The organism is Acidiferrobacter sp., from assembly GCF_054609335.1.
In genome coordinates this window covers 23,918-48,177 of the sequence record NZ_JBTRWP010000017.1, presented here as the reverse complement: position 1 = coordinate 48,177, position 24,260 = coordinate 23,918, and the positions used below count along the sequence as shown (strand labels likewise).

The 24,260-nt window shown below is 63.3% G+C and carries 22 protein-coding genes; 20 read left to right on the top strand and 2 right to left on the bottom strand.

Features of this window, described 5'->3' with window-relative positions:
* Positions 1–175 precede the first annotated feature (175 nt).
* From ACYCTF_RS06415 to ispF, 3 genes are read left to right on the top strand one after another with little or no spacing between them, the layout of a single operon-like run.
* Positions 176–742: a CarD family transcriptional regulator gene (locus ACYCTF_RS06415; RefSeq protein WP_461284734.1), complete on the top strand. Its 567-nt coding sequence runs from the start codon at positions 176–178 to the stop codon at positions 740–742.
* A complete protein-coding gene (gene ispD / locus ACYCTF_RS06410) occupies positions 739–1,452 on the top strand; it encodes a 2-C-methyl-D-erythritol 4-phosphate cytidylyltransferase (protein WP_461284733.1) in 714 nt (237 codons plus the stop codon). The genes ACYCTF_RS06415 and ispD overlap by 4 nt, the downstream gene beginning before the upstream one ends.
* Positions 1,453–1,459: 7 nt before the next feature.
* On the top strand, positions 1,460–1,942 hold the full coding sequence (ispF, locus tag ACYCTF_RS06405; protein WP_065971072.1) for a 2-C-methyl-D-erythritol 2,4-cyclodiphosphate synthase: 483 nt from the start codon (positions 1,460–1,462) through the stop codon (positions 1,940–1,942).
* On the opposite strand, the gene ACYCTF_RS06400 is transcribed toward ispF, so the two are convergent.
* Positions 1,939–2,475 (bottom strand): Smr/MutS family protein, encoded by a 537-nt coding sequence (locus ACYCTF_RS06400; RefSeq protein ID WP_461284732.1) that lies wholly within the window; start codon positions 2,473–2,475, stop codon positions 1,939–1,941. The two genes, ispF and ACYCTF_RS06400, sit on opposite strands and share 4 nt — an antisense overlap.
* A complete protein-coding gene (trxB, locus tag ACYCTF_RS06395) occupies positions 2,459–3,430 on the bottom strand; it encodes a thioredoxin-disulfide reductase (protein ID WP_461284731.1) in 972 nt (323 codons plus the stop codon). Before trxB ends, ACYCTF_RS06400 begins: the two co-directional genes overlap by 17 nt.
* A gap of 126 nt (positions 3,431–3,556) precedes the next feature.
* Here trxB and ald point away from each other — a divergent pair, with 126 nt between their 5' ends.
* The 17 genes from ald (at position 3,557) to ACYCTF_RS06310 (ending at position 24,251) form a co-directional block, all read left to right on the top strand.
* On the top strand, positions 3,557–4,621 hold the full coding sequence (gene ald, locus ACYCTF_RS06390; protein ID WP_461284739.1) for an alanine dehydrogenase: 1,065 nt from the start codon (positions 3,557–3,559) through the stop codon (positions 4,619–4,621).
* Between the two features lie 33 nt (positions 4,622–4,654).
* Entirely contained in the window at positions 4,655–6,913 is a 2,259-nt protein-coding gene (locus ACYCTF_RS06385; RefSeq protein WP_461284730.1) for a DNA translocase FtsK, read from the top strand.
* Positions 6,910–7,524, top strand: coding sequence for an outer membrane lipoprotein chaperone LolA (gene lolA / locus ACYCTF_RS06380; RefSeq protein WP_461284729.1), 615 nt, complete (start codon positions 6,910–6,912; stop codon positions 7,522–7,524). The genes ACYCTF_RS06385 and lolA overlap by 4 nt, the downstream gene beginning before the upstream one ends.
* Positions 7,524–8,813, top strand: a complete 1,290-nt coding sequence (locus ACYCTF_RS06375) for a replication-associated recombination protein A (RefSeq protein ID WP_461284728.1) — start codon at positions 7,524–7,526, stop codon at positions 8,811–8,813. The genes lolA and ACYCTF_RS06375 overlap by 1 nt, the downstream gene beginning before the upstream one ends.
* A gap of 70 nt (positions 8,814–8,883) precedes the next feature.
* Positions 8,884–9,939 carry a DMT family transporter gene (locus ACYCTF_RS06370; RefSeq protein ID WP_461284727.1) on the top strand — a complete coding sequence of 352 codons (1,056 nt, stop codon included), beginning with the start codon at positions 8,884–8,886 and terminating at the stop codon, positions 9,937–9,939.
* Positions 9,940–10,299: 360 nt separating this feature from the next.
* On the top strand, positions 10,300–11,685 hold the full coding sequence (locus ACYCTF_RS06365) for a TIGR03013 family XrtA/PEP-CTERM system glycosyltransferase (protein ID WP_461284726.1): 1,386 nt from the start codon (positions 10,300–10,302) through the stop codon (positions 11,683–11,685).
* A 103-nt stretch (positions 11,686–11,788) separates the two neighbouring features.
* A complete protein-coding gene (locus ACYCTF_RS06360) occupies positions 11,789–12,415 on the top strand; it encodes an XrtA/PEP-CTERM system exopolysaccharide export protein (RefSeq protein ID WP_461284725.1) in 627 nt (208 codons plus the stop codon).
* A 28-nt stretch (positions 12,416–12,443) separates the two neighbouring features.
* On the top strand, positions 12,444–13,973 hold the full coding sequence (locus ACYCTF_RS06355; protein ID WP_461284724.1) for a hypothetical protein: 1,530 nt from the start codon (positions 12,444–12,446) through the stop codon (positions 13,971–13,973).
* Positions 13,970–14,809 carry a P-loop NTPase family protein gene (locus tag ACYCTF_RS06350; RefSeq protein ID WP_461284723.1) on the top strand — a complete coding sequence of 280 codons (840 nt, stop codon included), beginning with the start codon at positions 13,970–13,972 and terminating at the stop codon, positions 14,807–14,809. The genes ACYCTF_RS06355 and ACYCTF_RS06350 overlap by 4 nt, the downstream gene beginning before the upstream one ends.
* 49 nt (positions 14,810–14,858) lie before the next feature.
* Positions 14,859–16,205 (top strand): hypothetical protein, encoded by a 1,347-nt coding sequence (locus ACYCTF_RS06345; protein WP_461284722.1) that lies wholly within the window; start codon positions 14,859–14,861, stop codon positions 16,203–16,205.
* 2 nt (positions 16,206–16,207) lie between these two features.
* Positions 16,208–17,293: an ExeA family protein gene (locus ACYCTF_RS06340; protein WP_461284721.1), complete on the top strand. Its 1,086-nt coding sequence runs from the start codon at positions 16,208–16,210 to the stop codon at positions 17,291–17,293.
* An 11-nt stretch (positions 17,294–17,304) separates the two neighbouring features.
* The gene (gene asnB, locus ACYCTF_RS06335; protein ID WP_461284720.1) at positions 17,305–19,278 is read left to right on the top strand and encodes an asparagine synthase (glutamine-hydrolyzing); all 1,974 of its coding nucleotides are present in this window, start codon (positions 17,305–17,307) and stop codon (positions 19,276–19,278) included.
* Positions 19,279–19,287: 9 nt separating this feature from the next.
* The gene (locus tag ACYCTF_RS06330; RefSeq protein ID WP_461284719.1) at positions 19,288–20,901 is read left to right on the top strand and encodes a class I adenylate-forming enzyme family protein; all 1,614 of its coding nucleotides are present in this window, start codon (positions 19,288–19,290) and stop codon (positions 20,899–20,901) included.
* Positions 20,901–21,173, top strand: coding sequence for an acyl carrier protein (locus ACYCTF_RS06325; protein WP_461284738.1), 273 nt, complete (start codon positions 20,901–20,903; stop codon positions 21,171–21,173). Before ACYCTF_RS06330 ends, ACYCTF_RS06325 begins: the two co-directional genes overlap by 1 nt.
* Before the next feature lie 10 nt (positions 21,174–21,183).
* Positions 21,184–22,182 (top strand): NAD(+) synthase, encoded by a 999-nt coding sequence (gene nadE, locus ACYCTF_RS06320; RefSeq protein WP_461284718.1) that lies wholly within the window; start codon positions 21,184–21,186, stop codon positions 22,180–22,182.
* Positions 22,167–22,769 carry an acyltransferase gene (locus ACYCTF_RS06315; protein ID WP_461284717.1) on the top strand — a complete coding sequence of 201 codons (603 nt, stop codon included), beginning with the start codon at positions 22,167–22,169 and terminating at the stop codon, positions 22,767–22,769. The genes nadE and ACYCTF_RS06315 overlap by 16 nt, the downstream gene beginning before the upstream one ends.
* A gap of 111 nt (positions 22,770–22,880) precedes the next feature.
* Positions 22,881–24,251, top strand: a complete 1,371-nt coding sequence (locus ACYCTF_RS06310; RefSeq protein ID WP_461284716.1) for a lipopolysaccharide biosynthesis protein — start codon at positions 22,881–22,883, stop codon at positions 24,249–24,251.
* Positions 24,252–24,260 lie beyond the last annotated feature (9 nt).

Genomic DNA, 24,260 nt, shown 5'->3' with positions numbered 1-24,260 from the left:
TCGTGTGGCTGCGGTTCAGGGCATAATGAAGACCCTTGCCAGTGAACGGTCGTCGCGGATCGGTGGCCATGGAGGGGCTTATGGTCAAGACAGTGGATGGATGCGCGTTTTTCATGGGCCCGGCTGACAGAAAGGCGGCGATGACGAGATATGACATCCAAGCCCTCAGGGGGCGGTGCGTCGCGTATCGCCCGTGCGCGATGACCGCGATACGCGTCGTCAGGCCCTCATGAAGAAGGAGTGTGAGTTCGAGGTAGGGCAGGACGTTTTCTACCCCTCTGCCGGTGTCGGAGTCATAGAGGCCATGGAGGAGGTGGTGTTCGGGGTCGAGCACGAACTCTGTTACGTCATCCGTATCCCCGAGAATCGCGTCACGATCAAGGTCCCCAAGACCAAGGCCGTCAGTAACGGCCTGCGCCCGCTGCTGCGCGGCAAGGATGTAAAGGAGCTGCTGGAGGTCCTGGCCGACAAGAGCAGTGCGCGCCCGTCGGGACATTGGGCCGAGCATTACAAGGATCTTGAGCGCCGCATCCAGTCCGGCGGCGTTCTGCAGGTGGGCTCGGCGGTGCGCGATCTGATGCGCCTCAAGGCCGGGGCCGGGTTGTCATTCGAGGAGGCGCGCCTTTTGGAGATGGCGGACGGATATCTGGCGCGCGAGCTGGCGGCGGTCCAGGGCGTGACCGTCGAGGCCGCCCGCGACATCATTCGGTCCTCGATCGGTGTGGGGTCCGAGGGCGTGTGACATCGTCTCCGCGTGTCTTTGTGATCGTGCCGGCGGCCGGCCGCGGGCTCCGGTTTGGATCTCCCCAGCCCAAGCAGTATCTCCCCCTTGCGGGCGCACCGGTGCTGGCGCACACATTGCGTCGTCTCGACGATCTCGGCGCGCGCGCGATCGCCGTGGGTGTGGCGGCCGAGGATCCCTACTGGCCCGAACTGCGCCTGTCGCTTACGACCCCGCTCCTGACCTTCACGGGGGGTGCCGAGCGCGCCTTTACGGTACTGAACGGCCTTGCCGCCCTGACCGATCAGGCGGCGGAGGACGATCTCGTGTTCGTCCATGATGCCGCTCGTCCCTGTGTGCGGGGTAGCGATCTGCGACGCCTCTATGAGGCCGCGCTCGATGCCCCCGACGGGGCGCTGCTCGCACGCCCGGTGGCCGACACCGTCAAGCGTGGCGGGGCCGAAGGGGTCACCGCCACCATCGATCGTCGTGATCTGTGGCTCGCGCAGACGCCGCAGGTGTTTCGTTTTGGCCGGTTGCAGGCGGCGTTGGCGAGCGCGGTGGCGGCACAGGCACTCGTCACCGACGAGGCCGGCGCCATCGAGCGCATGGGAGGCCGGCCGCGACTCGTGGCCGGTCACCAGGATAACATCAAGATCACAACGCCCGAGGATCTGGTCCTGGCCGAGATCTATCTGGCATGGCAGAAATCCCAACAAGAAGGAAAATGACGGCGATATGCGGATAGGGCAGGGGTTCGATGCGCACGGTCTGGTCGCGGGGCGGCCGTTGATCTTGGGAGGGGTGACGATCGCGCATCCCCGCGGGCTCGCGGGTCATTCCGATGCCGATGTGTTGACCCACGCGGTAACGAGCGCCTGTCTCGGGGCCGCCGCGCTCGGTGACCTCGGACGACATTTTCCGGCCAAGGACCCCCGCTACCGGGACTGCGACAGCCGCATGCTGTTGCGTGCGGTGGTCGCCATGATCAAGGAGCGGGGGCTCTTTGTGGTCAACATGGATGCCACCATAGTGGCCGAGGCCCCGCGTCTGGCGCCATTCGTGGGACGTATGGCCGAGCACCTGGCGGCCGATCTCGACGTGGCCGTCGATTGTGTCAACGTCAAGGCGACCACCACTGAAGGCATGGGTTACACCGGCCGCGCGGAGGGCATGAGCGCGCATGCCGTCGTGCTCCTGGACGGACCCCGCAAGCCCTAGGATCGGCGCCGCAACAGCACGGTGACCGCGCCGGTCCCGCCTTGCTCGGGGCGCGCCGAACAAAAGGCGAGCACGGCGTTTGTCTGCCGAAGCCAGCGGTTCACGAAGCCCTTCAGCACCGGCAGTCTCGCCTCCGACCCCAGGCCTTTGCCGTGAATGATGCGCACGCACCGCAGTCCCTGACGTATCGCCTCGTGCAGGAACGCGGCGAAGGCCGCGCGCGCCTGCTCCACGGTCAGCCCATGGAGGTCGAGCTCGCCTTCGAGGGCGAATTGCCCGCGTTTCATGCGTCGCACGGTCTCCTTGTCGATACCCGGCCGCCGGAACAACAATTCGTCGCCGGTCGCAAGGTCGATGTCCTGCGGGCTGAACGTCAGCATCTCGACGATCACCGCCTCGCGGTCGCGCCGCGATTGCCAGGGGATGGGGCGCAGGCGCGGCCGAAACGGCGCCACCCGATCCTGGGCGAGCTTGCGCACACCGGTCATGGCGCGCGCGAATGAGGATGGCGTGTCGTCAGGGTTGTCCGCCATGAGCATCATTCCCTGCGAGCGTCCCGAGATAGCGTTCGGCATCGAGGGCCGCCATGCAGCCGCTCCCGGCCGAGGTCACCGCCTGGCGATAGATGAAGTCCTGCACATCGCCGGCCGCGAACACCCCAGGCACACTGGTGGCGGTCAGATGGCCCTCGACATGGCCGGTCTTGATATAGCCCTTGACCATGTCGATCTGGCCTTCGAAAAGACCGGTATTGGGTGCGTGCCCGATGGCCACGAACACGCCGTGGACCGCAATGTCCTTGGGTCCGCCGGGGGTTTTGATGCGGATGCCGGTCACGCCGTTCTTGTCGCCGAGGATCTCGTCTAGGTCCGCATTCCACTCGATACGGACGTTGCCGTCGCGGGTCTTGGCCATCAGCTGATCGATCAGTATCGCCTCGGCCTTGAAGCGCTCCCGGCGGTGGACGACGACCACCTCGGAGGCGATGGCCGAGAGGTATAGGGCCTCCTCCACGGCGGTGTTGCCCCCGCCGATCACGGCCACGGCCTGACCCTTGTAAAAGAAGCCGTCGCAGGTGGCGCAGGCCGACACCCCTTTCCCCCGGAAGCGTTCCTCCGATGGTATCCCGAGGTATTTGGCGGATGCGCCGGTGGCAATGATGAGGGCATCGCATGTGTATTCGCCGGCGTCGCCCTTCAGGGAAAAGGGCCGCTGGCCGAGATCGGCGGTATGGATATGATCAAAGATGATCTCGGCCTGGAAGCGCTCGGCGTGGCGCTTCATGCGCTCCATGAGGTCTGGCCCCTGCAATCCCTCGACGTCCCCGGGCCAATTGTCGACCTCGGTCGTGGTCATGAGCTGGCCACCCTGTTCGAGGCCCGTGATCAGTACCGGGCGCAGATTGGCGCGTGCCGCATAGACGGCGGCGGTATACCCGGCGGGACCCGAGCCGAGAATGAGTAGGCGGGCGTGACGTGTGGATGACATGACAGACCTCGGATGTCGCAACGATCAGGTATTATAGGCCCATCCTGCCCCTTTTGTCGGCCCGGATCAACGCGCCGTGGCGGGCTCGTGCAAAGCCCGTTAGACTGGCAGGGATCGGAGGAAATGATGCGCATAGGGGTGCCACGGGAAGTGAAGCCATGGGAGGCGCGGGTGGCCTTGGTGCCACATGCGGTGGCGGCGCTGATTCAGGAGGGTCATGAGGTCTTCCTGGAGGCGGGGGCCGGCCACGGTAGCGGCTTCCAGGACCAGGAATATGCCGCGCATGGCGCGCACATCGTCGCGGACGCGTCCGCGGTGTTTCGCTCGGCGCAGCTCATTGTCAAGGTCAAGGAACCGGTCGGCGAGGAGTGGGGGCGGCTGCGCGCCGACCACATCCTGTTTTCCTACCTCCATCTGGCGGCAAATCGCCCGCTCACCGAGGCCTTGCAAAGGATAGGGCTCGTGGCCGTGGCCTTCGAGACCGTGGTTCAGGACGGCCTGCTTCCCTTGCTCGCGCCCATGAGCGATATCGCCGGACGGCTGGCGGTGCACATCGGGGCGCAGCTCCTGCATGCCCGCAGCGGCGGTCGTGGCATCCTTCTCGGCGGCCTGCCAGGCACCGAGCGCGGGCATGTGGTCGTCATCGGTGCGGGTGAGGCGGGGGGAAATGCGGTACGTGTCGCGGCATCGCTGGGCGCGCGCGTGACGGTGTTCGACAAGCTGCGCGCGCGCCAGAGCGCCATGATGGCGGTCGGGCCCAATGTCACGGCCCTGCCCGCCTATGAAGAGACCGTGGCAGCGGCGGTGCGCGAGGCGGATCTTGTGATCGGCGCGGTGCTCGTGGCCGGGGCGCGCGCCCCGCATGTCGTAACCCGCCCCATGGTGCGCGCCATGCATCGCGGTGCGGTGATCGTCGATATTGCCATCGATCAAGGGGGGTGCGTGGAGACCATGCACGCAACCGATTATGGGGCGCCGACCTATATCGAGGAGGGTGTCGTCCATTTCGGGGTGACCAACATGCCGGGGGCTGTGCCGCGTACGGCCTCGCAGGCGCTGTCGGCGGTGCTCCTGCCCTATGTGCAGGTCCTGGCCACCCATGGGGTCGATGATCCACGGCTCGCCGGCGGAGTCAATGTACGCGGGGGGCGCATCACTCACGAAGCGGTGGCGGCCGCCATGATGTCATGAGGGGGCGCAGCGCGCGATACCGGGACGACGGTCATGGGTCAGGCGCGGTTTAGGCGCGAGCGCGCGGCATTGGCGCCCGCGGCGTCGCGCCTCGTGCGCGAGGCCCTGCTGTTTGTGATCCTGGCGGCGGCTTTGTATCTGGCGGTGACGCTGGCGACCTTTCATCCCGGCGATCCCAGCTGGTCCCATAGTGGAAATGGCACTGTGCGTAATGCCGGCGGGCTTGCCGGGGCGTGGCTGTCCGACGGTCTGCTGGCCGTGCTCGGCGTGCCGGCCTATGTGATCCCGATCCTGATCGCGTGGGGCGGCGTGCGTCTGTTACGGCTGCGCGTGGCGGCCCCCGGGCATTCTCCCAAGGTCACGGCCCTGGGCGTGGCGCTCGCCTTCGTGGGCGCCTGTGGTCTGGCAAGCCTCGACTTCCGGGGACCGGCGTCGCTACCGTTCCGGGCCGGCGGGCTGCTCGGCGGGCTTGCCTCGAGCGCACTCTCGAGGATCATAGATCCGCTGGGGGCGACCTTGTTTCTGCTCGCCGTGTTCCTGGCGGGCTTCACGCTTGCCACCGGGCTTTCGTGGCTCGGGGTCATGGATTACCTGGGCGACATGGCGTTTGCCGCGGTGTCGGGGGTCGCGGCACGCCTCGGCACCCTTGCCGATCGCTGGCGTGGCAGGCAGGCGCGCCAGGAGCGCGAGGAGACCGTACAGAAGGGACGCAAGGCCTTGAGGCGGCCGGCGCCCCCGCGTATCGAGCCGGCCGTGGAGCCGATCGAGGGGGTGCGCGCCGCCCGCGGCCGCCAAACGAGCTTTCTGGAGCCCGCCGATCCCGGCCTTCCGGCGCTCTCGCTACTTGATCTGCCGTCGGGCGAGAAGGCGAGTTTCTCCGAGGAGTCGCTGCATGCCATGTCGCGTCTGCTTGAGAAGAAGCTGCTGGATTTTCATATCGAGGTCAAGGTCGAGGCCGTGCATCCGGGGCCGGTCATTACGCGCTTCGAGATCGAGCCCGCCCCCGGCATCAAGGCCAGCCAGATCACGGGACTGCAGCGTGATCTGGCGCGTGCCCTGTCCGTGGTGAGCGTACGTGTGGTCGAGAACATCCCGGGCAAGACCTATATCGGCATCGAGGTCCCCAATGAACGCCGCGAGGTGGTGCGGCTGCGCGAGATCCTGTCGTCTCGTCCTTATGAGGCGATCGCCTCGCCGCTTGCGCTTGCGCTCGGCAAGGATATCAGCGGTCAGCCGATCGTGACCGATCTTGCGCGCATGCCCCATCTTTTGATCGCGGGCACTACGGGCTCCGGTAAATCCGTGTGCCTGAACGCCCTCATATTGAGCTTCGTATATAAGGCCACACCCGCCGATGTGCGGCTCATAATGATCGATCCGAAGATGCTCGAGCTTGCGGTCTATGACGGCTTGCCGCATCTTTTGGCGCCGGTGGTCACGGACATGAAGCAGGCCGCCCAGGCGTTACGCTGGTGCATAGGCGAGATGGACCGTCGCTACCGGGCCATGGCCGCCCTTGGGGTCCGCAATCTTGCAGGTTACAACAAGCGCTATGACGAAGCGCATGCGCGCGGGGAGATACTGAATGATCCCCAGGCACCCGAGGGCGAGGTGCGCGAAATGGGGCGGCTGCCTTATGTGGTAATCGTTATAGACGAGTTGGCCGATCTCATGATGGTGGTGGGCAAGAAGGTCGAGGAACTGATCGCGCGTCTGGCGCAGAAGGCGCGCGCCGCGGGACTCCATCTGGTACTTGCCACCCAGAGGCCGTCGGTCGATGTCATTACCGGTCTCATCAAGGCCAACATCCCCGCGCGTATCGCCTTTCAGGTATCCGCCAAGGTCGATTCGCGCACGGTCCTGGATCAGATGGGGGCGGAACAATTGTTAGGTCATGGCGATATGCTGTTCCTGCAGGCCGGGACCGGGTTCCCGCAGCGTATCCATGGCGCGTTCGTGGCCGACGCCGAGGTGCATGCGGTGGTGTCGGCCCTGAAAAAGACCGGGGCACCGGTCTATGACGAGCGCATATTCGCGAGCGACGAGAGCGGCGAAGGGACGGTCGAGGGCGGGAGCGAGGATGGCGAGGCCGACGATTTGTACGACGAGGCCCTGCGCATCGTGACCGAGACGCGGCGCGCCTCGGTGTCGGGCGTGCAGCGGCGGTTGCGCATAGGCTACAACCGGGCGGCGCGGCTTATCGAGCAGATGGAGCGTTCCGGCGTCGTCGGCCCGCTGCAGTCAAATGGCAGTCGCGAGGTGCTCGCGCCGCCCCCACCGGAGGTACGATGATGGGCCGCCGTTTTTTGCGGATTGTGTTGTGGTGGACGGTGTTGGTGCCGGCACCGGTGTTGGGCGCCGACCTCGCGCGATTCTTCGCGACCGTCCATACCCTCCATGGGCGGTTCACGCAGGTTGTGCGCGATCGGCATGGCCATGTGGTGAGCCGCGGCCACGGGCAGGTCTGGCTGGAGCGCCCGGGGCGGTTTCGATGGGACTATGCGGCGCCGTACCGCGAGCAGATCGTAGGTCATGGCCGACAGGTCTGGCTGTACGACCCGGGGCTTGCGCAAGCGACGCGCTATAAGGCCTCGGCGGCCCTCGGTCGGACTCCGGCGTTGCTGTTGGCCGGCGATGGCCACCTCTCGGGGCTCTTTGTGGTGCAGGCGCTTGCGGATCACGACGGCCTGCGCTGGGTTCGTTTGCAACCACGCGGTCACGGTCAGGGCTTTCGCTGGATCCGTATCGGTTATCGCGGGGTGCGTATCCGGCGTATCGTAGTCGCGGATGCGATGGGCCAGACGACCGATATCCGGCTCCATGACCTGCATTGGAACATGGCCCTGCCGTCGTCCACGTTTCACTTCCGGCCGCCACCGCATACGGCCATCGTCTATCAGTAGTGCATACTCCGCTCGCGGAACGCCTGCGCCCCCGCACCCTCGCCGACTTCGTCGGGCAGGAATCGCTGCTTGCCGACGATGCGCCGCTCAAGATCGCCTATGAGCGTGGCCATCCCTATCCCATGATCCTCTATGGGCCGCCGGGCAGCGGCAAGACCACGCTCGCGCGCCTGCTGGCGCAGGTCTCCGGCGGGGAGTTCGTCATCTTGAGCGCACTCACGAGCGGCGTGCGCGAGTTGAAGGATCTCGAGGAGCGAGGGCGTGCGGCGCGTGCGCACAGTCGCGGCCTCATCGTCTTCATAGACGAGATCCATCGCTACAGCCGCGCCCAGCAGGACGCCTTGCTGCGCCCTCTCGAGGAAGGCACGGTGGTCGTGATCGGGGCCACCACGGAAAACCCGGCGTTCGCGCTCACCGCCGCGCTGTTATCGCGTGTGCGGCTCCACGTCCTGGAGCCCTTGACGCCCGCGGATCTGGGACGGCTATTGGCGCGTGCCCTGGAGGCACCCGAGGGCCTGGCGCGGGCACAGACGGCGTCCAAGGCGGCGCTGGCCCTTATCACGGAGCTTGCCGATGGCGACGCGCGCCGCGCGCTCGCGTTGCTGGAGATGGCGGCGGAACTTGCCGGACAGGCGCACGCCGTGGTCATCGACGAGGCGCATGTGCGCCGCGCCGCCGGCACCCGTTACCGGCGTTTCGACAAGGGCGGGGATCTCCTCTATGACCAGATCTCCGCGCTTCATAAGGCGGTGCGCGGCTCGAGCCCCGACGCCGCCCTGTATTGGTTGGCGCGGCTCCTTGACGGGGGTTGCGATCCCCGTTATGTGGCCCGGCGGCTGGTGCGCGCGGCGAGCGAGGATGTCGGTAACGCCGATCCGCGCGCGCTGACCATCGCCCTGGATGCCTGGCAGGCCTTCGATCGATTAGGCCGCCCCGAGGGTGATCTGGCGCTTGCCCAGGCGGCGGTGTATCTGGCCTCGGCCCCCAAGAGCAACGCCGTGTACCGGGCCTTCCAGGCGGTCACCGAGGACGTCCGGACTCACGGGACATTGCCGGTCCCCGCGCATCTGCGTAACGCCCCGACGGCGTTTGCCCGGGCTCAGGGCCACGGGCGCGAATATCGTTACCCGCACGATGAGGCCGAGGCCTACGCCGCCGGCGTCTCCTACTTCCCCGACACCATGGCGCCCGCCGTCTACTATGAGCCCACCGACCGCGGTCTTGAGATCCGCATCCGGGAGCGGCTGATGCGGCTGCGCGATCGCGATCGCGAGGAGCGGCGGGGGTGATGGCCGGCGCGTGGCCGGACGCCGGCCGCCATCAAAGACTGTTGGGTCAGGAGAGCGTAAGGATGGCTGTGTGAACGCACCGCGTCTGTCTCCCGGTATCGCAAGCGCGCTCGCGGCCGCAATTTTGTTCGGCGCCAGCACCCCGCTTGCCAAGGCCCTGCTCGCGCATGTGGCCGCCGTGGCGCTCGCCGGTCTGCTCTATCTCGGCGCCGGGGCCGGTCTCTTGGGTGTATGGCTGTGGCGGCGTATGCGCGATGCCGGGACTGGCACCATGGAGCGCCAGGATATCCCGTGGCTTGCCGCCGCGATCGTATTCGGCGGTGTCTTGGGACCCATCCTGCTGATGCTCGGGCTGGCGCGCATGCCGGCCGCCGGCGCCTCGTTATTGCTCAATCTGGAAAATGTATTTACGGCGCTCGTCGCGTGGTTTGTGTTTCATGAACATCATGATCGGCGCATCGTGTGGGGCATGGTGTTGATCGCGCTTGCGGGCGCGCTGCTGACCGGGCAGGCGTACGCTCGTCCGACCTCGATCCTGGGTCCATTGGCGGTCATGGGGGCCTGCCTGTGCTGGGCCTTCGACAACAATCTCACGCGACGGGTATCGGCCGGGGATCCGGCCATGATCGCGGCCGTCAAGGGTGTCGCGGCGGGGAGCGTGAATACTGCCGTGGCCCTGCTGCTCGGGGAGCCCTTTCCTTCGTTTTCCACCGGGGCAGCCGCGGGTCTGGTGGGCTTCCTGGGTTATGGCGTCAGCCTAGCCTTGTTCGTCACGGCATTGCGGCATATCGGGACCGCGCGCACGGGTGCGTATTTTTCCGCGGCGCCGTTCGTCGGCGCCATCATGGCCTTACTATGGCTGCATGAGAGTGCGAGCGCGGTATTCTGGGTGGCGGCCGGCCTCATGGCGGCGGGTTTATGGCTGCACCTCGCCGAGCGCCACGCCCACGTCCACGGCCATGAGACCCTGGTGCATAGTCACCGCCATGCGCATGACGCGCACCACCAGCATACGCATGATTTTCCGTGGGACCGCCGTGAACCGCACGTCCATCGCCACGTTCATGAACCGCTCGTGCATAATCATCCCCATTATCCGGATATTCATCATCGCCACGGCCATTAGGCCCTAAAAATGGCCCGCGCATGGCCGCCGGTGTGGGCGCACGACCGACTCCCGGGCGCCGTCAGGACCCGGGTGTCGTCCCCTGACGGCGGTGTGCGAGTGTTGGGCGCTATGCCCAAGCGGCGGTCCTCCTGGGGGTGGCGGAGACGCCCAATGGTCCAGGTCCATGAGCGGTGGCGGCGATCACGGGACCTCTGTGCCCTGGGGATTCCCGGGCGCAGGCGAGGGTCGATCGGCGGGTCTTGGTAGGTCCGGCGCCTGATCGAGCAGGGCCGGTTTGCGGCGGCCGAAAGGTCGGATTGTCTTGCGACGGCCGGCGCCGCTAAATGGCGGCATGCTGAGCTGTTACAGGGACGTAACGTGATTCGTATCTTCCGGCATTACCTGCCCAAGGGTCTCGTGATCCTGGGGCTTTCCGAGGTATTTGTCTTGTGGGGCGCGCTGTACTTGGGTTCGCAGGTCCGTTACGGCGGATTCGCAACGCCGGCCCATCTCGCCGCGACCTCTGGCAGGGCACTGCTGTTCGTAGTCGTGATGTGGGTCGTCATGACCGCGTTCGGCCTCTATCAGCGTGAACTCAAAGAGGGGCAGTGGGGCTATTTCCCGCGCCTTGTCGTGAGCCTCTCCATGGGTTTTCTGGTCTTTTGCACACTGCTGCCCATCCTGCCTTCGCTGGTACTACCGCCGGCGGTGCTGGCCTCGGTGGTACTCGTGGCCCTGTGCGGGACGATACTGACACGACTTATGTATCTGGCCGTCGCCAGCCGCGCGGCCGTCCATCGCCAGGTGTTGGTATTGGGCACCGGTAGGCGCGCGCGCGCCATTCAAGCGCTCGCCCAAGGGAGTCCCGGGCGCCCCGGTTTTCAGGTCGTGGGTTTCATGCCCTATGGTGAGCGGGAAGACAGGGGCGGCCCACTGGTGTTGCGCAGCGATCAGCCGCTCGCCGCCATCGCCCGCAGTTATCGTGTCACCGAGATCGTGGTCGGGAATCGGGATCGCAGACAGACCCTGCCGGTCAATGAGTTGCTCGAGTGCAAGCTGGCCGGGACCCGCGTCATGGATCTTACGACGTTTTTCGAGCGCGAGAGCGGGCGGATCGAATTGGAGTCGCTCAACACGAGCTGGCTCGTATTTGCCGACGGTTTCCAGCAAGGGATACTGAAGACCTGGATCAAGCGTATCTTTGATGTCGCCGCCAGTATCGCCCTGTTGATCGTGTGCCTGCCGATCATGGTGATCACGGCTGTCCTGGTCAAATTCGAGGACAATGGCCCAGTGCTCTACCGGCAGGATCGGGTCGGCCAGGCCGGGTGCGTGTTTCCGTTGTTCAAGTTCCGCAGCATGCGCGTCAATGCCGAAAACGACGGGACGCCCCAGTGGGCCAGCCACAACGACAGTCGCGTGACGCGCATCGGGGCGTTTATCCGCAAGGTGCGGATCGACGAATTGCCCCAGGTGTTCAACGTCCTGCGAGGCGACATGAGTTTCGTGGGGCCTCGCCCCGAACGCCCCTTTTTCGTCGATAAGCTCACGCGCGACATCCCCTATTACGGTTATCGCCACACCATAAAGCCCGGCATCACAGGCTGGGCGCAGGTACGCTACCCCTATGGCGCCTCGGTGGAGGACGCCATAGAAAAGCTGAAGTACGACCTGTACTACGTCAAGAACAACACCCTGTTTCTGGATCTGATCATCCTCTTCCAGACGGTACAGGTCGTGATTTTCCAGGACGGTGCACGCTAGATACCAGGTCTCGCGGGCGGACCTTGGTCGGATATAAGGGATGAGCCTGCCGCGATAATGTTGAAAGGCCCTCACAAGGAAGATGCAGCCAAGGATGGAACAGATGAAGCCAAAGCTATTAGTCGCCACTCTCGCGCTGGCGGGTTTGAGTGCTTGTGCGCAGGCCCCGATGTCGACGGCGGGCGGGGCCCCGCGCATGACGGCCACCGCCCATGCGCCCGTTCCCCATTACCGCCTGGCGGTTGCCGACGTCATCAAGATTTCGGTGTGGCATAACAAGCGCCTCTCGGAGACGGTCCCGGTGCGCCCGGATGGGCGTATATCCATGCCGCTTATAGGCTCCGTGCTGGTTGCCGGCCATACCGCCTCGGGTGTCGCGCGGACCATAAAGACCAAGCTTGCCTACTATGTGCGCGATCCGCAGGTGACCGTCATCGTCACGCATATCGTTCAGGACAGTTACCGGGACAGGATCCGCGTGACCGGTGCCGTCGAGCACCCGGCGTCGCTCCGTTACGAACCCGGCATGACCGTGCTGGACGCGGTTCTGGACGCCGGCGGCATCAATACCTTTGCGGCCGCCAATGACACCGAGATCCATCGCGTCGTAGGTCACTCCGAGCGGGTCATACATGTGCGGCTCGGCAACATATTGAGTGAAGGACGGCTTGGCACCAACTATCGGCTCCGCCCCGGGGACATCATCACCGTCCCCGAGCGCCTCCTCTAAGTCACGCATCTGAGATTAAGGACAACGTATGAGACTGACATTCGAGCAGAACGCCCATATTCTCGGCAAGGAGGCATTCTCGCACCGCCGCTTCGTCGCCGGCACGTTTATCGCGGTGACGGCGTTGGCGACCATCACGGGACTGCTATGGCCGCGCGCCTACAAATCCACATCCCTGATTCTCGTCAACAACAAGCGCCTTATAGCGCCGCTCATCAAGGGGGCGGCCTACCAGCCTGATGTCGGCCAGCAGCGCGCCAAGATCGCCCAGGACCTCATCACGAGCCGTGAGATCCTCATGCCGGCCATGGCCAAGGTGGGTCTCTTGAAGAAGTCCATGTCACCGCGCAAAACGGCGGGGGTATTGGCGTCGGTGCGTAGCAATGCCTCGGTCATGGACCTCGGCAAGAATCTCATAAGCGTGTCCTTCAAGGATACCGATCCCCTGCGTGCCTACCACTTGACCCAGGCGGTCGTCGCCCAGTTCATCGGGCAAGACCGGCATGCGGCCTTGGCGCAGGCGCAGGGCGCCTATACCTTCCTGAATCAGGAGGTCGCAAGCTATCGTCACCGCCTCGCCCGCGAAGGCGCGGAGATCAAGAAACTAAAGGCCAATACCCTCGATGCCGACCATACGTTCGCGCGTTACGAAAGGCGGCGTATCGCCCACCTGCGCATGGCCTACGACAAGGGCCGGATCGAGCTCAAAGAGGATGAGGGGCGCGTGCGCGCCCTGGAGCATGAGCTCACCGGCCACGGCCGGACGAACTCGATCATTGCCCAGGAAGGTCTGGATCGCTCGCGTCTGATCGCAGACGAGGCCCGTCTGCAAAAGCTGCAGCTCTATTACCGCCGGACCTACCCTGGTATCCAGACGCTCATGTCCGAGATCCACGGCCTGCGCACGAAGCTCGCCCATCTAACGGCCCGCGAGAAGGTCCTGCATCCCGGCCAGCAGCCGTTCGCCTTCGCGGTCGGGTCGGGTCGATTCTTTCGCAAGCTCGAGCACGAGCTAGACGAGACCCAGGCGCGTGTCGCCACCTTGCAGGCTGAAACCATGGAGTCCCAGGCCCTCCTACGCACGCAGATGAAGGCCTTGCGCGCCTCTCAAGGGTCATCTGCGGTGTCCACGCTCCTGCGCGACTATGCCGCAAATCGCCAGACCCTGAATGGCCTATTGAAACGCCGCGAACAGGCGCGGGTGTCCCTTAACCTGAACAAGCAGCAGCAGGCCCTCTCGTTTCGCGTCTATGAGCCGGCGACGCGCCCGATAGAGCCGATAGGGCCTCCGTTCCGCCTGTTTGTCATAGGGGGCATCGCCCTTGGCCTCATCCTGCCCTTCGGTCTGCTCTATGGCCGCAGTCAGATGGATGCCCGGGTGCGCGCCGAGGCAGTCATCCCAGAGACCCTGAACCTGCCACTGCTTGCGGTAGTGCCACACCTCTATGCCCCGAGTGAGGCACTATCGGCCCGCCGCAGCGTCCACTGGCTTGGCGTCCTTATGTTCAGCGTTTTATTCATCGCCGTCAGCATCGTCCTTTCAGGTAGAACACTATGAGCAAAGTCGAAAAAGCATTACAGAAGGCCCGTGCCATGGACGACGTCACGCAGACGACGCCGACCACCGCCTCGGCAGCCGCCCAGGAAAGACCGCTCATTCTGAGCGCCAAGGATATCGCGGCCTACACCGCCCAGATCCCGAGGATGTCGCAGAAATTTCAGATGGAGCGCTCCGATCTGAGCGAGGCCAAGATCATCTACCAAGAAATGGAGGATGCCCGAGTGGTGGAATCGTTCCGGCAGATGCGGACCCACATACTGCAGAATGCGGGTCCACGAAACTGCGTCGTGCTCGTGACATCCGTGGTGCCAGACGGCGGCGCAAGCTTCGTGGCGTTGAATCTCGCCGCGGCGTTTGCGTTCGACGAGAGCAAGACCGCGCTGTTGATCGATTGCCGCTTGCGCGACCCTCAGCAGGATCGTTTGGTGGGCGGCGACATCCACTACGGACTGACCGATTACCTTGAGGCCGAGGATGTCGAAGTGGGCCAGATCATACACGAAGGGGGATTGCCTCGATTTCGGTTGATTCCGGCTGGTCGCAAGAGTGATGCCGGGACCGAGCATCTCGACTCACGGCGCATGCGCGATCTGATTACGCACTTACGGGACCGCTATCCGGACCGCTATATCGTCCTCGATGCGGCCTCTCCAGCAGAGGCTGCCGATGCCTCCGTGCTGGCTGAGATCGCCGACTTCGTGCTGCTGGTCGTACCCTACGGCAAGGTGACAGAGTCGCAGATCTGGAGCGCTGCCAAGGGGATCGACGAGCAAAAGTTCCTGGGGGTTGTCTTCAACGACGAGCCGCAGCCACGTCGTGTCATCTGGAACTAACAGCGTGCGTAAAACTAAACAATACACCCGCATCGCAAGGGTGCTGGGTATGGGATCGTTCGCCCTTATGGTGGTGTCCACAAGGGCGAACGCGGCCCATATCGAGTATGGGCTCGGCTACAACGGCATTTATACGAACAACATATACAGATCCAATACCGACAGGCAAAACGAATACATAAACGTGTTTCGCGGGCTCTTTTCCTATCAGAAACACAGCCGGCGCCTCGATACCCATCTCGATCTGGAGGCGATGGGGCGTGTCTTTACGCGCGGGACCTATGGGAACGATGTGTTGTTCGGGGTGAACTCGCTCACCCACTATATCGTCCTGCCCAAGATATTTAGCCTGTCGGAACGTGACATATTCACACAGGCGCCCATAGATCCGCGGTTTGTGATGACGCCGACGAATCTCCAGAACACGAACGCGTTCTCGGCGGGGCCGAATTTCTCGTGGTATGTCGACCCCATAGACGCGTTCAAGATCGACTTGCGTTACCGCAACTTCTATTACCAGAAGGAGCCGTCGACTATTCCGCCGACCTATTCCACCAGCAACTATCGCTGGGTGGCGGAAACGCGCTTCGTGCATGCGTTTTCACACACCACTGAGGCCTCCATAAACTATGTGCCGTCGACGGTGCGCTATAACAATACCGTCGTGAACCCGGATTACCGGCGCCAGGACGTGTTCCTGGGCATCGATACGCGCATAGAAGGCGTTGGGGTGAGCGCCCAAGGGGGCCGCACCCGTATTGAGCAGACCGGACAGACCCATGTCTTGAGCGGCACACTTGCGCGTATCGCCCTTACCGACCGCCTGGGTCCGCGTTCGCGGCTCACGGCATCGGCGGATCGTAGCTACGGGGATGCCGGCCGCTATGCGCTGCTCGAGGCGCCGGCGCCGAACCTGATCGTGCCGATCGCCACGAATCCCGCACAGATCGTGGGCGGGGGCCTGTATTACGGGCGTATGGCGAACCTCAGTTACGAGTATCGCCGTCCCTATGGCGTCGATCGCGTCACGGCCTTTTGGCAGCATCTCCGCTATTTGACCGCGACCTTGAGTCAGCAGCTTCAAGGGGGCGTGTTCAATATTGGCTATGACTTTTCCGACCGGCTGACAGATTCCGTATTTGGGGACTACGTCAAGGTCCACTACTTGAACTACAACGCCAATACGCGCGATTACGGTGGCGGAATGCGCGTCCGTTATCGCCTGTCCCCGACCTTGAGCGTGAGCCTCGAGGGGATGTACGACCGGGGCATAAGCACGGACTCGGTGCTTTCCTATACCGAGTGGCGGGCGATAGTGGGTATATCGTATCTCACGAACCCCAATCGCATGCGGACGGATCCTTTCGTTCATTACACCAACGCGATCTTCTATTAGCCATGTATCTCGACCATTTTCATTTGAAGGAGCAGCCGTTCCAGATCACGCCGGATTCGGATTTTCTGTACATGAGCGCGGGGCACTCGCGCGCCAAGGCCTACATGGACTACAGCATCCGTAATCGCGACGGCTTCGTCGTCATAACAGGCGAGGTGGGGGCCGGCAAAACGACGCTTATAAGAAAGCTTCTGTCAGAGTTCGATGACAATGTGGTGGTGGCCAAGATCTTCCAGACGCAGCTGGATGAGACGCAGTTTCTGCAGGCGGTACTCGTCGAGTTCGGTCTGAACCCGTTCAACGCCGGCAAGGTCGAGCTCATGGACATGCTGTCGTCGTTTCTCGTCGAGAGCTTCCTGAAAAGAAAGCAGCTCGTGCTCATCGTCGACGAGGCCCAAAACCTCAACAGACGGGTCCTGGAGGAGATCCGCATGATGTCGGGCCTGGAAACGGAAAAACAAAAGCTCCTCCATGTCATTTTGGTCGGCCAACCGGAACTAAACGAGACCCTTGATGCCCCGGGTCTTGAGCAGCTCACGCAGCGGGTGCGGTTGCGTTTTCATATTGCGGCGCTCACCGAGGCCGAAGCCGCAGACTATGTCTACCACAGGCTGCGCGTAGCCGGTTCTGCGAACCCCGAGGCACTGTTTGCGCGCGACGCGATCCCGACCATTTATGAGTACACGGGCGGAATACCGCGCCTCATAAACACCCTGTGTGATACGGCGCTTACCTGCGCCTTTGCCGACGATAGCGCGGGGGTGGATGACGCTACCGTGAAATCCGCGGTGCTCGAGCTCCAATGGAAGCCGTTTAGCGCCCGTTCGCGCCAGGCGCCTCGGCCGATGCCATCCATGGGCTTCGACGGCAACCCCGGAGCGCGCGATCGTGACCTGAAGGAGATCGCCGAGGCCGTGGCGTCCATGGAGCCGCGTCTGGACGACATAGAGACACTATTGAAAAGCATGGTGACCATACTTCAGAGGCGTAATCGGATATCGCTTAGAGTGAGCGAGAACCAGATCCAACAATTCCTGAAGCAGATAAGCGCTGAGATGGAGAAGCTTCAGGTCAACCACCACGCTTGAGAGGGCGGCGTATGTGCGGTATAGCGGGAATAGTGGCTTTTTCTGGTGGAAGGCCGCCGGCAGCAGCCGAGGTGGACGGAATGGTGGAGCGTATTAACCATCGCGGTCCGGATGGCCGGGGCTGTTATATCGATGGTCGCTGCTGCCTGGGCCATGCGCGGCTTAGCATCATCGATATTGCCGGCGGTACCCAGCCGCTGGCGAACGAGGATCGCCAGGTGTGGGTGACGTTCAATGGCGAGATATTCAATTACATCGAGTTGCGACGCCTTCTCAAAAAGCGCGGACATGCGTTTTCGACACACAGCGACACCGAGGTGATCGTGCATCTCTACGAGGAGTATGGCGACGATTTTCCCCGCCACCTGAACGGGCAGTTCGCCATTGCGCTCTGGGATGTCAGGCGCCGAAGGTTGGTTCTGGCGCGCGACCGGGTGGGCATACGCCCGCTTTTTTTCCACCGCGCGCACGCGCGCCTCTATTTCGGCTCGGAGGTAAAGGCGCTATTCGCCTGTCCGGAGATCCCGCGCACGCTGGATTGGGGCGGTGTGGCCCGGGTCTTTACCTATTGGGGTGTGCCCGAACCCGGCAGCGTGTTCGGCGGCGTGCAGAGCGTGAGGCCGGGATGTGTCGTGGTATTCGAGGCCGACGGCCGCCAAAGCCAGCATCGCTACTGGGATTGGGCGTTCGCGCGACGTGCGGCCGCTGACGGACGCACGTTCGAGGAATGTCTCGCCGGCCTGGATGGGGCCCTGCAAGCGGCGGTCGCGCGCCAGGTGCGCTCCGACGTGCCGGTCGGCGCCTATGTGAGCGGTGGCATAGACTCCGCCATGATCGTCGCGTACATGACGCAGATTATGGAGGCCCCGCCACCAACGTTCTCCCTGCGTTTTGCGGATCGGGAATTTGACGAAGGAGGCTACCAGCGCGCGGTCACGGACCGCCATGGTACGCGTCACACCGAGGTCACCGTGGGCACCCGGGACATTGCCCAGGCCTTCGCGCGCACCGTATGGCATGCCGAGAGCCCGATACTGCGCACGGCGCCGGTCCCCATGATGCTGTTGTCGCGCCACGTACATGAGGCCGGAATCAAGGTCGTACTGACGGGGGAAGGTGCCGACGAGACGCTGGCCGGCTACGATATTTTCCGTGAGGCACGCGTGCGCCGCTTCTGGGCGCGCGTGCCGCAATCGCGTATGCGCCCGGCGCTCCTCGCACGCCTCTATCCTTACCTGAGCGCCCATCCGGCGACGTCCGCGGCCTATGCGCAAAAGTTCTTCGGGCAGGGGCTCGATCAGGCCGCCTATCCGGGTTTCGGGCACTGGCCACGATGGCAGACGACGCGGCGCAGCCTGCAATTTCTTCATCCCGATCTCAGGGCGGCCATGGATTTCGACTACGCGGAGGAGGGGCGGGCGTTACTGCCGGCCGACCACGAAGCCTGGGACACCCTGTGCGTCGACCAGTGTATCGAGGCGCGTACGCTGTTGTCCGGCTATCTTCTCAGTTCGCAAGGGGATCGGGTCGCGCTTGCCAATAGCGTCGAGACGCGCGTGCCGTTTCTCGATACCAAGGTCATTGAGTATGCCAATCGGCTGCCATCGCGCTACAAGCTCATGGGCTTGAAGGAGAAGTACATCCTAAAGCGCCTGGGGCGCGGACGTATACCCGACGTCGTCTGCGACCGGCCCAAGCAACCGTACCGGGCCCCAGATAGCGCAAGCTTTTTTCACAAGGGGATCCCCGATGAAGGCGTGGCGCACGCTTTTGAAAAAAAGCGACTACTAGAGGTCGGATACTTCGATGCTGAGGCCGCCGGTAAGCTATTTGAGAAGTGCCGCCAGGGTAAAGCCATAGGCTTCGCGGACAATATGGCCTTCGTGGGCATTTATTCCACGATGCTTCTTCACGAGCAGTTCGTGGAGCGTGATGCCTCCGCGGTGCGCATGATGGATGAGTTGCCGACTGTGTTGGCAGGATGAATGGGAGCCATGATGCTGCTGCATGATGCGTTTGTAAGAAGGGCCATGGAGAATCCGGACGCGCAGGCGCTGGTAGCGGCAGGTACATGGGCCAGCTATCGTGAAATCCACCAACGTAGCGATGCGCTGGCCGCGTCTTTGATAAAAGATGGTGTGGCGCGTGGTGATCGTGTCGTGGTGTTCATGGACAATTCTGTGGCAGCGGTCGTCGCTCTTTATGCGATCTTGAAGTCAGGGGCGGTGATGGTACCGGTCAATCCGCTCACCAAGTCCGACAAGCTGGCATTCATTCTCAAGGATGCCGAGGCCGCTGCGTTCGTAGGCGACAGCCACCTGCGATCGGTCTACGAAACCGCCTGGGAAACGTACCGGCCGTCAATAGTGATCGTCAATGGCGGCGACAAGCGCGATACGGGGTGCGGTGCCCGCATACTGGACGAGGCGGCGTCGGCCGGCGCGTGTCCGGAGGTGGCCACGATTGATCAGGATCTTGCCGCGATCATCTACACATCGGGTTCCACGGGCTCGCCTAAGGGCGTCATGTTGACGCATCACAACATGGTGAGCGCGGCGCGATCGGTGTCGGAGTATCTTGGCCTTACGGCGGCCGATCGCATCTTGTGCTGTCTCCCGCTTGCCTTCGACTATGGGCTCTATCAGGTGTTGATGGGGTTCATGGTGGGGGCCTGCGTGATCCTGGAACGGTCGTTTGCGTTTCCGGCGGCGGTTGTGAAGGTTATGGCGCAGGAGCAGGTCACGGTATTCCCGGGCGTTCCCACCATATTTTCCATACTGCTGGCACGCGAGGGCATTCTGGATGCCCATGACTGGAGGGCCGTGCGTGCGATCACCAATACCGCAGCGAGTCTTCCGCCTGAACACATCAAGCGGCTCAAGGCGCGTTTCCCCAAGGCCCGCATCTTTTCCATGTACGGCTTGACCGAGTGCAAGCGCGTGACCTACCTGGCGCCGGAAGAGCTCGAGCGCCGCCCGACCAGTGTCGGTCGGGGCATGCCCAATCAGGAGGTCTACCTGATCGATGCCGATGGCCGGCGTCTGCCGCCGGGCTCCGTAGGGGAACTCGTGGTGCGCGGCAGTCATGTCATGCGCGGCTATTGGCGGCGCCCCGAGGAGACGGCGCAACGCCTGAAATCGGGGCCTTATCCGGGCGAGCGGGTCTTGCACACGGGGGATGTTTTTCACATGGATGAGGACGGCTATCTCTACTTCGTAGGGCGCTCGGACGACATCATAAAGAGTCGCGGCGAGAAGGTGAGCCCGAAGGAGGTGGAGAACGTCCTGTACGCCATGCCTGCGGTCCGGGAAGCCGCGGTCATAGGCGTGGATGACGAGGTCCTGGGGCAGGCCGTCCATGCCTTTGTGGTGGTGGGCGCCAAGGCGCGAGTCACGGAACGGGATATCGTGCGGCACTGCCATGAATATCTGGAGAGCTACATGGTGCCAAAAGTCGTGCACATCGTGTCGGCGCTACCCAAGACGGATACCGGGAAGATCCGCAAGACCGGTCTTGCCGCGGCGGCGCGCGCCAGGGCAGGAGACAAGGCGGTCGGCGTTGCGGCAATGGGAAAACAACCTCTTAAGGAAAAGCGGGAGCACGTGTGATGACAAGCGTAAGGGATTGCGTCAAGGATTACATTTCGGAGAATTTTCTCATGGGCTTGAAGGACGCGGCGCTCACCGATGACGCCTCGTTTTTGGATCTCGGAATCATCGACTCGACAGGGGTGATCGAGCTCATAGCATTTCTCGAAGAACGTTATGAAATACGGGTCGAGGACGCGGAAATGACGCCGGAGAACCTCGACAGTCTCGACGCGATCGAGCAGTTCATTGCACGCAAGACGTTCCGTCGGGCGTCGTCCATGACCGCTTAGGAGTCGCCCTATGGAACCGGCCAAGGAACTCGGTGGAGACGTACTGCTCGCGCTCGACTTCGATCGAGAGATAGAGGCGATCGCAAAGCGGTTCAAGGAGACTGTGGTGCGTTTTCGCAGGCGCGGCGCGGTGGTGGCCGTGTCGGGAGGCGTGGATAGCGCGGTATGTTGCGCGCTGGCTGCGCAGGCCCTGGGGCCGCAGCGCGTGCTCGCGTTGTTGTTGCCAGAGCGTGAGTCCTCGGCGGATTCCGAACGGCTCGCCATGCAGGTGGTGGACATGCTTGGCGTGCCCTATGAGCGCAAGGACATCACCGGGGCGCTTGTGGCGCTCGACTGCTATGAGCGACGCGATGCCGCGATCCGTGCCGCGGTGCCGGAGTATCGTGACGAGTGGCGTAACAAGCTTGTGATCGCAGGCGGCCTGTCCGGGCAATTCAACCATTTTCATGTCATCGTGGCGGGGCCCGATGGTAGGCGCATCGAGCGGCGCCTGGGCCTCAAAGAATATCTCGCGATTGTGGCGGCTACCAATTTCAAGCAACGGGTCCGCAAGAATGTCGAATATCACCATGCCGACCGACTCAACTATGTGGTCGTGGGCACCCCCAACAGGCTTGAGTACGATCAGGGGTTTTTTGTAAAGAACGGGGACGGCGCGGCCGACATCAAGCCCATAGCGCATCTCTATAAGACCCAGGTCTATGGGCTTGCCCGGCATATGGGCCTGCCGCGCGATATCGTGGAGTCGGTCCCGACGAGCGATACCTACAGCCTGCCTCAGGAACAGGAGGATTTCTATTTCGCATTGCCTTACGCGCAGCTCGATGTGGCGCTCGCCTATCGGGATGCGGGCCGCAGCGCCGCCGAACTCGCTGTCGCCCTGGGGTTGGACCAAGTGGCGGCCGCGCGCATCTATGCCGATATCGAGGCCAAGCGCCGGACGACACGTTACTTACATGAGGCCCCGGTCCTTATGGGGGACATTGAAACGCCATGCGATACGAAGTGAAGGCGGTAGTCGTATCACTCGTCCATTTTGTCACATGGCCGTTTTGGATACCGTCGGTCCTAGCCTACCGCCTATTGGGCTCGGAGCGGGCCTTCGATGTCTCGGCGAAGTTCTTGAGCCTGTGGCCGGGACGCGTCGGCCAGGTTCTCCGGGCATCGTTTTACATGAAGACGCTCAAGGCGTGCCATTGCGATCTGGCGGTCGGGTTCGGCTCGTTTTTTTCCCACCCGGAGGCGGAGGTCGGAAAGGGGGTGGGCATCGGAAGTTTTACCATCATAGGGACGGCGCGCCTCGGCGACGGGGTCATGGTGGCAAGCCGGGTGTCGGTATTGAGCGGCAAGTACCAGCATGGAGGCGGCCGGCGGGGGCGTGACTTTCGCGCCAACGACCTGTATCTGGAGCCGGTGCGGATCGGCGATGGGAGCTGGCTTGGCGAGGGATCGCTGATCATGGCCGATGTCGGTAGTCAGTGCATCGTTTCGGCCGGAAGCGTGGTCACCAAGGCTATGCCGAGTGGCGCGACGGCGATCGGCAATCCGGCACGATTCCTGCGCTATGCGGACAAGGCCGAAGTCGCGGCCGGCTAGGGCGCGCTCACAGCCCACGGATGGGCGGAGATCTCGGATGAATGGACTTGGGGCACGAGGTGCGACGCCGGTCGCAGCGGATGCGTGGCGGGATGCCGAAGCGGGGGTCCGGTGACGCTTCGCGAAATCATGCGTTACGCAGGCACCTTGTATGGTGCCAACGTCGCGGCCTCGATCGTGACCTTCGGCCTTACGGTCCTCATAAGCCGCGACATGTCGCGTGCCAATCTTGGGATCTATGGCCTGTTTCAGGCGTATTTTCTGTTTGGCGCCTATGCATCGAGCTTTGGGCTTGCGCCCGCGACCGTCAAGTGGGTGGCGAGCGGGGCGGTGGACGACGGGGAATTCCTCACGTTCATGATGCTGCGACTGGCCGGCATCTCGGGCCTTTTGTATGTCGCCGCGGGCGTGGCTTATCTCCTGTCGTTCAAGGTCTTGGCCGCGGCCCTGTTTACGCTGCCCGCGTACCAGATCTTCAGTGTCGGTTTGAGTGCCGCGCGCGCACGCCTATGGAGGCGACGCGAGGCATTGGCGCTGGTGTTTGCGTCGCTTGCGACCTCGGCGTGGATATTCGTCCTGCTGCTCGCCTATCACAGCTATTGGGCCCCCATTCTCGGTCAGGTGTTGGGGGCCTATAGCACGGCTTTTGCCATGGTAGGCTATGCCTTGACCCGAAGACTGCCGCGATTGCGCTGGCCCGGTGCCTGGCGGCGGGCATTTTGGGGCACGGCGCTGCCGGTGTTTCTGGGGTCTTCGGTATTCGCCATCGGGGAGCTTGCTGATCGTTTGGTGATACGCCACGTCCTGGGTCTTGCGGATCTCGGCGTCTACGTCATGGCGCTCACTTTGTTCAATGTGCTGAACAAGCCCGTCCATATGCTCTCGCGGGTATTGCTGTCGCACTTTTCCCAGGCCGATCACGGTGCCGGTCACGCCAAGGCCTTGGAGATCGTGCGCGTCAATCTCGCCGTCCTGCCGCTTATGGGTCTTGCCGCGGCCGCCGTACTGCCGTGGCTCATGCCGCTTATGTTGAACCGCAATTACACGCAGGCCTTTCCGGTGTTCGCGGTGCTCAGCGCGGTGATTCTCGTAAAGGCCGTCGAACTCGTGCAGTCGAGTCTTGCCGTGGCGCGCGATTCGGCGACGAGCAATATGCGTGCCCAGGTCGTGGCGCTCGCCCTCTATGCCTTGACGGTGTTTTTCCTGACGCAGACCTTCGGCCTGATCGGCGTGGCATGGGCCGTGGTCCTGCGCTGGACGGTGCTGACCGTGGTCCAGCGGTTCGATATGAAGCGCCGCGGGATCGATGTTTTGCCATCCCATCTTTTGATGCGCGCCGCCATCGCCTATCTCGTGGCGCTGGCATTTTTCCCGGTTGCGCCATGGTTCATGGGCATCGCCTATTTGGGTCTTGGGGCGATGCTGCGCGTGTGGTCCGTGCCGCGTTCCTGGCGTCTGGCCCTCGGGCGCGTTGAAAGCTGAATCGACAAG